7 protein-coding genes are annotated in these 8,150 nt (G+C 59.1%); all 7 read right to left on the reverse strand.

Features of this window, described 5'->3' with window-relative positions; genetic code table 11:
• A partial coding sequence (locus A3H92_03665; protein OHC76245.1) for a radical SAM protein occupies nucleotides 1-1,115 on the reverse strand: 1,115 nt, incomplete at its 3' end.
• Nucleotides 1,112-2,284, reverse strand: coding sequence for a hypothetical protein (locus A3H92_03670; GenBank protein ID OHC76235.1), 1,173 nt, complete (start codon nucleotides 2,282-2,284; stop codon nucleotides 1,112-1,114). The genes A3H92_03665 and A3H92_03670, both read right to left, overlap by 4 nt.
• A gap of 8 nt (nucleotides 2,285-2,292) precedes the next feature.
• Nucleotides 2,293-3,381, reverse strand: coding sequence for an acetoin dehydrogenase (locus tag A3H92_03675; protein ID OHC76236.1), 1,089 nt, complete (start codon nucleotides 3,379-3,381; stop codon nucleotides 2,293-2,295).
• Nucleotides 3,368-4,342, reverse strand: a complete 975-nt coding sequence (locus A3H92_03680) for an acetoin dehydrogenase (GenBank protein ID OHC76237.1) — start codon at nucleotides 4,340-4,342, stop codon at nucleotides 3,368-3,370. Before A3H92_03680 ends, A3H92_03675 begins: the two co-directional genes overlap by 14 nt.
• Nucleotides 4,342-5,340: a UDP-glucose 4-epimerase gene (locus A3H92_03685; protein ID OHC76238.1), complete on the reverse strand. Its 999-nt coding sequence runs from the start codon at nucleotides 5,338-5,340 to the stop codon at nucleotides 4,342-4,344. Before A3H92_03685 ends, A3H92_03680 begins: the two co-directional genes overlap by 1 nt.
• Nucleotides 5,341-5,351: 11 nt before the next feature.
• A complete protein-coding gene (locus tag A3H92_03690) occupies nucleotides 5,352-6,875 on the reverse strand; it encodes a cytidyltransferase (GenBank protein OHC76246.1) in 1,524 nt (507 codons plus the stop codon).
• A gap of 65 nt (nucleotides 6,876-6,940) precedes the next feature.
• Nucleotides 6,941-7,957, reverse strand: coding sequence for an NAD-dependent dehydratase (locus A3H92_03695; GenBank protein OHC76247.1), 1,017 nt, complete (start codon nucleotides 7,955-7,957; stop codon nucleotides 6,941-6,943).
• Nucleotides 7,958-8,150: the final 193 nt, after the last annotated feature.

Here is an 8,150-nt window from a genome sequence, read left to right on the forward strand (position 1 = left end):
AAATTCAGATGCTCGGGCGGGGGGCCGGACGGAGTTTCCAGGATAATCTGGTCCTTTTTATAGGCGTCCAGCGCTTCGTTCACCTTATGCTGAAGGCACAGGGAGCCGCACATCTTCTGGGCGTTGAATCTGGGCGAGGCCAGGTAGTTCATCACTTCCCAGTAGCGGTCGGACGCCCAGATATCCTTGAAGCGTCGCTCGCAGATATTGCCGATATGGAACTTCTTGTAGCGCTCATTGAACAACATGCCGCACGGCGCCACCAGACCGGAGCCGGAAAGCTGGACGATGAACGGCGCGCCGTAGCAGCGCTGGTAGTCGCGCTTGCCCTTGGCTTCGATCTTTGACCATTTCACCGAGACCTCATAGCCGTCGTCGGACAACGCCTCGGCCTGATGCAGCTTGTCATACAGCTTGCCGTAGGCGCCGTAATCGACGCCCAGATTGCCGTCCTCGCCGTCCGAGCAGTGCTTGATGACCAGATAGTCGGGGCGCAGTTCCTTGCCCAGCATGGCCAGGGGAAGAATCTGGTCCTCGTACTGGGGCATCAGCACCATCTGGAGGCCGATGGTGACGGGAAGCCCGTCCCGTTTCTTGATTTCCACCATGTCGCGGATGTTCTGGCACACCCGGTCGAACCAGCTTTCCTTGACCCCCATGATCTCGGCGTAACGCTTGCGCTCGCCGGCGGAAATATTGACGCGCAAATAGGTAAGATACGGCAGCACTTCCTCCAGGCGGCGCTTGGTCAGCACAAAGCCGTTGGTGCCGACCGCCATCGACAGGCCCAGTTCCGCTCCCCGTTTAACGGTATCGACAAAAACCGGCGAGATGGTGTTTTCGCCGTCAGAAACCAGACTGATCCCCTTGACCCCGATCTCGGCGCAGTCTTCAAGGAAGTCGAAGATGACCTTGCGGTTGATAACCTTGCGGGTGTTTTCCTGCAACATCGCGTAGCAGAACTCGCAGGCGTAATTGCAGGCGCGGGTCAACGCCATGTCGATGGTTATCGGAGCGATGCGCTCGCCCCGCTCCCAGGCTCTTACCCGGTCCATGTGCCAGGCGATCTTGGTGCCGTCGAGGATCAGCTCGGCGTGGTCGGTCATCGCCGTCATGGCGCCGTCCTTTCCCCGCTGAGCCGTCGCAGCCTGTTGTTGTCCCTGATCTCCTCCTGGAACAGTTCAAGGCGTCCGTCAACCATGTCTTTGATCCCCGTTTCCAGGATCATCAGGCAGCGTTGCTTGTCGGCGTGTTCAAGGGCGCCGTTGAACCTGATGACGACGCGCACATGGTGTTCAATGGCCGTCACCCGCACATCTTCAGCCGGGAAATTGTTTTCCTCGGCGATCCTGGCAATGGCGTCGTTAAGGCGGCGGCGGCGCTCATCGTCGGGCATGTCCTTCCATTCCTCGGAGGGACCCGGATCGTAAGTGTTGTCGGTGCTTACATAGCCGGTCTTGCGCCGGTAATCCTCAAGGGCGTCGCGCACCAGCTTGAGGGGCAGGAGAAAGGCGGCGTCGGCGGCGTCGGCCATGACGATGCCGGCGAGAGGACGTTCCATCGACTTGTCGCGCAGGTCGAATTCCAGCCGGATCACCCCGTGATCGCCGGCTTCCTGGATCGGCTTACCCTCGATAAGGGCGCACAACCTGTCCAGCAACGCCTTCTCGATGGCCGTCGAGGCGCCGTTATGAGACGCCCGCGATATGGAATGATCATCCCTGTCCACCAGCAACATTAACCTTGCTCCGCCATGTTCGCCCTCGGCGATAACGTAGCCTTTCCTGCCGCTCAGGAATCCCTCGAAGCGAAGGTCTCGGCCGGCGGCCTCTACGGCCTTGCGGTAGTGGGCGCCAATATGGTCGGCGCGTTTAATTTCCCGTCCGGCGGATATATCCCGGACCTTGCTGAAAGTTTCGGCTTTTTTTACATACCCGCCGGTTTTCCTGAATCCGGTTTTTTCCTTGTCGGCGCATCGCCGGACGGCGGAAACCGTCAACAGCAGCCCCTCGCCGTCAGGCTCCATATGGACGGCGCCGAAATCCCCGGCGGCTTTCAGCAGTCGTCCTTGATCTATGCTCTCCGCCGTTTGCCGGCCGATGAAAATAGCCATGTCCCGCCGACCGGCGACAGCCGCCGCATCCAGCATATTGCAAATACTCTTTATGTCATCGGCGTCGGGAACCCAGGTCTCCAGAAAATCAGCCGCCGGGCCGAAACTGCGCAACCGGGTAAACAGACCGTTGTCATAGTCCGCCGCCATTTTCTCGTAATCTATTTTCATCAAAGAACTCAAAACGGCCCGGTAAACGATGAGTCCGGAATATCGATGGGGAGTTTGGCGCGTTCGGCGAACAGGCGGTTCTGGATTTTCAGAATTTTTTCCATGTCCAGATTCATCATGGCGCCGACGGCTTCGATAATCGTTTCAGCGCGCGGGTAGTAATTGATGACCAGGGAGCGGCTGCTCGGCGTGGGATGATCGGGAAGGCCCAGCCGTCGGGGCGGCGCTTTCAACCCGGCAAAGTTGGTTTCGCTGATCCGGGCGACGATCTCGGCGCCGATGCCGAAAGTGCGCCAGCCGGTATCCACCGTAAGCAGCCTTCCGGTCTTGCTCACCGACTTGTTGACGGCTTCCATGTCCAGCGGCCTTGGGACCATAAGGTCGATGACTTCGACGGCGCAGTCGGCTTCCGCCAGCACTTCGGCGGCGCGCAAGGCCTGGATCACCGCGTGAGAGGTGGCGACGACGGTAACGTCGCGTCCTTCCCGCGCCGTCCGTCCGCTCTTTAACGGGCGAACATAGTGTCCTTCGGGCACCACGCCGGTGGTGTTGTGCAGCCAGCGATGATCAATATAGATCACCGGATTCGGGTCTTCGATGGCGGCGATCATCAGGCCCTTGGCGTCGCCGGCTGTCGTCGGCATCACCACCTTCAGGCCGGGGATGTGGGCGAACAGCGGCTCCAGGCACTGGGCGTGCTGGGCGCCTTGACCCCAGCCCTGGCCGATCACGACGCGGATCACCATCGGCACATTGCCGCCCTTGCCGCCGTACATGTAGCGCCAGTTGGCGGCGTTGTTGACGATCTGGTCAAAAGCCAGCAGCGCGAAATCCACCCGTTGGTGCAGCATTACCGGGCGTTGTCCCATCAGCGCCGAGCCGATGGCGACGCCGGTCATGCCGTTCTCCGATGTCGGCATTTCGACGATGCGGTCGGGTCCGTATTTTTCAAGCAGCCCCAGGGTGGTTCCGAAAATGCCCTTGGGATCGGTGACTCCCTCGCCCATCAGGTAGACGCCGGGGTCACGCTCCAGGCATACGTCGAAGGCTTCGCGTATGGCCGCGCTGAAGGTAAGGATGCGCTCAGGCGTAGACATGATCACCCGCCGTTTCTGTCGCCGGCAAGGGAGATAATTCGGCGAACTTGAAGGCGTCCTTGATCTCGCTTTGAATTTTGTGGCGGATCGTCGCCTCCTCCTCATCGCTCAACAATCCCATCTCCTTAAGCAGGCGACGATGGTGCTTCAGCGGACAATGGTCGCGCCAGTTCTCGAACTCTTCGCTGGAGCGATACCCCAGATCGTTGTCATAATTGGGACCGCAATGCTCCAGCCAGCGGTAAGTGGCCAGTTCAAGGAATGTCGGCCCTTCGCCGGCCCGCGCCCGCGCCACCGCCTCCGATGCCAGCCTGTATACCTCCAGCACGTCATTGCCGTTGCCGGATGCGGCCCTGACGCCGTGGGCCTCGGCCAGATCGGTGATCGGCCTCGAAGGCTGTCTTTTGGCGTAGCCGGTGTAGACGGAATAGAGATTGTTTTCACAGACGAAGATGACGGGAAGATTGTGAACGGAGGCAAAGTTGGCGCTTTCGTGGAAGGCGCCTTCTTCAACTGCGGCGTCGCCGAAGAAGACCATCGACACCCTGCCTTTGCCCTGGTTGCGAAAGGTGAAGGCGGCGCCGACGCCGATCGGTATCGAGCCGCCGACAATAGGCAACGCCGCCAGTACGCCGGCCTTGAGGTCAACCAGATGCATGGAGCCGCCGCGACCGCCGCAGCATCCGGTTTCCTTGCCGTAGATTTCGGCCAGCATCGCCTTGAGGTCGCCGCCCTTGGCCAGATAATGGGCATGGGAGCGATGGGTGCTCAGGATCACGTCATCGGTTTTAAGGGCGGCGCAGGCGCCGACGGCGGCGGCCTCCTGTCCCACCGACAGATGCACCGGGCAACGCATTTCCTTCTCGCCGTAACGGGAGGCGATTTCCTCTTCGACCATGCGTACGCGCAGCAGCCCCCGATAGAGGTCGATCATGAACTCGCGGGAGTGCTCTCCGGTCATTATTTCAGGCCCAGTTGCTGCATGGTCTTGATGTTGTAGTAACGCGGATCGGTCATCGGATCGGGAATCTTGCCGGCGGCGAAGGCGCGTTGAAGGTCGCGGGCGGCGTCGGCGATGGTGTGTTTGGGTTCGAAGCCCAGTTCGCGGCGCATTTTTTCCGAGGAAACATGATAGGAGCGGTTATCGTCGGTCGGCGTCACTACGATCTCGACATCGATGCCGAGAGCGGCGCGCACCATCTCGGCGATGTGCATGACCGAAAAGTTTTCCCAGCCGGCGTTGAATACTTTGCCGTCGATGGTCTCATCGGGCAGATCGAGCACATGCACATACAAATCGGTCATGTCATCAATATGGATGTTGGGGCGTTTCTGATCGCCCCCGAAAACGGTGATCTTGCGGTTATTGATGGCGTGGTTGGTGAGGATATTGACGGTCAGGTCCAGACGCAGGCGGGGTGCATAGCCGCACACCGTGGAGGGACGCAGGGTCAATGTAACGAAGCCGGGCGTTCGTTCTTCGGCCAGCACTTGCTCGCATTGGGCCTTGAACCTGGAATAGTCGGTCAACGGATCAAGGGGCAGGTCCTCGGTGACGTTCTGATCATCCTTGATGCCGTAAACGCTGGATGACGAGGCGTAGATGAAGCGCTTGACCCCGGCCCTCCTGGCGGCCTGAACCAGCGGCCTGAAGCAGTCAAAGTTGATCGACTTGCCCAATTCCGGATCAAGGTCATAGGACGGGTCGTTGGAGATGCAGGCCAGATGAATGACCGCATCCACACCCCGCAGAGCACGCTCTACCGTCGGCAGGCTGCGAATATCGCCCTTGATCTCGATCAGATTCGGATCGGCGCGATACTCGGCGAAAATATCCTCGCCGTACATATAGAGGTCAAGAATGGTGACCCGCTTGCCCGCCGCCAGCAACTTCGGCAAAAGCGCCGAGCCTACATAGCCCGCCCCGCCTGTCACCAGAACGCTGTTGATCTTTGTCACGCCCCGGCTCCCTATTTCAACAATGTCGTCATGAACTTGATCAGCGGCACCCTCTCGACGGAGTGGCGGTGGCCGACGATTCCTACCTTGATGGCGCCGGCCGCGTTGCCGATGAAGGCGATTTGGTCTATGCTTCCCCCGGCGGCGGCCAGCGGCGAGGTGACGGCAAAGAAGGCGTCGCCGGCGCCGACCGTATCGACGACGGTCTTGGTGAAGGCGGGAACCCGCACCACCTCCTTTCCCGCTTCGTATCCGACGCAGCCGTGAGAACCGTGGGTGATTATGACCTTTTTGCACTTCACCCGCCTGGGAATGGATTCGCCGGCAATCGTTTCGATATCGCTGAAGCGGTCGGAACAGGCGAGCCGCGCTTCAGGCGCGTCAATGCAGATGTAATCGGCGCTCGGATACTTGGTGATCAGGTTGTAGCCGATGTTGGCGCTGTTGGACTGGGTATTCACCGCCAGAAACCTGGAAGCGCCGGTCATGGTCTTTACCATCGACGGGGTAATCAGCCCATGGCCGAAGTCGGTGACGATCACCAGATCGAAGTCAGACGCCCTGTCATTGATAATGCGGTCGATCTTGCTTTCCATGGCCGACGAGGTCGGCGTATCGTCCATGTAGTAGACCTCGAACATCTTGCGCAGATAGCTCTGATCAATGAAGCGGACCTTTCGCGTCGTCGGCGCGTCATTGCGGCGGAAGGCGTGGAGTCTGACATTCCTCCTCAGCGAATTGATGATGATCTTTTCATATTTGCAGTCACGCCCGATAGCGGTGACGATCTCTACCTCCTTGCAGAAGTCGGCGATGTGATTGGCGGCGGCGAATACTCCGCCGGCAAAAATCTCCCGGTTGCCGAACAGGGTGGCGATGATGTGTTCCTTGGGCGACTTGCCGATGGCCGAGACGTACTTGTAGTCATCAAGGATGGCGTCGCCGACAATCAGCACCCGGAAGTTCTTTACCTTGTCGAGCAACGCCAAAAGCGCCGCCAGCGAACCTTTCTCGCGCTCGGCTTCGAGAAAATGGTCGAGAGCCGGGTCGAAAGCGGAAAGATGGCGGTTGATCAGCGATGATGAACTGAAAGTGATGTCTTCGGTAAAGACAATCCGTCCGCCATGGGCCTCAATCGCGTGGCGCTCGGAAACGATGCCGCCGGTGATGTCGTCATCGGGAATCTTGTACTCCCCGCCCTTGACATAAACGTCGGGGCGGATCGTCTTGATGGCGTCAATGGCCATCGGCGCGTGCTGAATTCCCACATAATTGACGATATCCAGCGAGGCGAGCATTTCCGCACGCATATGTTCCGAGAACACCGGCCGTCCCGGCCCCTTGTTGACAAAGGCGTCGGCGGTGATGGTGACGATAAGCATGGTCCCCTCGCGCCGCGCCAGCCGCAGGTGCCTGAGATGTCCGACATGAACCAGGTCGAAGGTGCCGTGAGCGAGGACTACCGTTTCCCCGTCGGCGCGGGCAATGCGCGTGATCTCGGCAAGCTCTTCGATCGTCTTGAGTTTTGTCTGCAACGGGTTTTGAGCCGCCGTTTCATTCGTATTATTTATTTTGGACTTCCCCGTCTTGCCGGCCATGATTATCCCCTATGTTCACGGGAACCGAGGAAGCGGAACCAATCAACGGTCGCCTCCTCAATGCTTTTTACGGACCATACCGGAGCTTTCCTCCAGTAGTCGATATTCTTGAGCATAATATTAACGCCGTCTTCAAAGGAAACCCTTGGTTCCCAACCCAGGAGCCGGTGAATCTTGGAGGCGTCGGCAAAGGTGCAGTCCGGCTCGCCGGGCCGTTTCGGGATATAGGCAACTTCTCCCCCCAGCAGTTCGACCAGCCTGTTAACGCTGTAAGTTTGACCGGAACCGACATTCATCGACTCGCCGGAAATGTCTGATTCGGCGGCCATGACGAAAGCATTGGCGACATCGCTGACAAAGGTGAAGTCACGGGTCTGGGCGCCGTCGCCGACCACCGTGAACGGCTTGCCGGCCAGCTTCTGGGCAAGAAAAACTCCGAACACCGCCCCGTAGGTTCCTGATGTCCGCGCCCGTGGGCCGTAGACATTGAACAGGCGCAACGCCACCGTTGCCAGCCCATAGACGCGATGCCAATGATTTACATACTCCTCTCCCAGATACTTGGTCAGGGCGTAGGGGTACATCGGACGGGGCGGTGCGCTTTCCGGCGTCGGGTACTGATCGGGAATGCCGTAGCAGGACGAGGACGCGGCATAGACGAATCGCTTGACGCCGGCGGCGCGCGCCGCTTCCAGGACCGAAACCGTGCCGTTGACGTTGGCGTCGTGATAACGCATGGGCTGTTGGATGGAAGGCACGATATCGGCGAGGGCGGCCAAATGAAACACCCGATCAACGCCGTCAAAAAAGAGGCGAATATCCTCGAAGCGGGCGACATCGGCCTTATGCACCGTTAACCGCCGGTTATCGGCTACGGCGGCCAGATTATCCGATGAGCCGCAGGCAAAGTTGTCGATGACGACAACCTGATGACCGTCGGCGAGAAGACGTTCGACAAGATGGCTGCCGATGAAACCGGCCCCGCCCGTAACCAATGCTTTTACTTTGTTTTTGTTCAAGAGACTGTTCAATTGGAAAAAGATAAAATGAAGGGTCAATATATCATCACACCCCCCCTGCTACAAAGAATACCTTGCCCTAAATTCCGATCAGTTCCGGATGGCGTTTGAGGAAGGCCGCGCACAGGCGCGATCTGATCGGAATCGAGAAAGGGTCAGCCTGCTTGCGATAAAGCGCCTGGAGGCGTTCGTC

Source organism: Rhodospirillales bacterium RIFCSPLOWO2_02_FULL_58_16 (assembly GCA_001830425.1).
Taxonomy (GTDB): Bacteria; Pseudomonadota; Alphaproteobacteria; order Rhodospirillales; family 2-02-FULL-58-16; genus 2-02-FULL-58-16.

Bases quoted from the DNA above. Each gene is read 5' to 3' on its own strand.
- A3H92_03670 (OHC76235.1), bottom strand. From the start codon at position 2,284: ATGAAAATAGATTACGAGAAAATGGCGGCGGACTATGACAACGGTCTG.
- A3H92_03675 (OHC76236.1), bottom strand. From the start codon at position 3,381: ATGTCTACGCCTGAGCGCATCCTTACCTTCAGCGCGGCCATACGCGAA.
- A3H92_03680 (OHC76237.1), bottom strand. From the start codon at position 4,342: ATGACCGGAGAGCACTCCCGCGAGTTCATGATCGACCTCTATCGGGGG.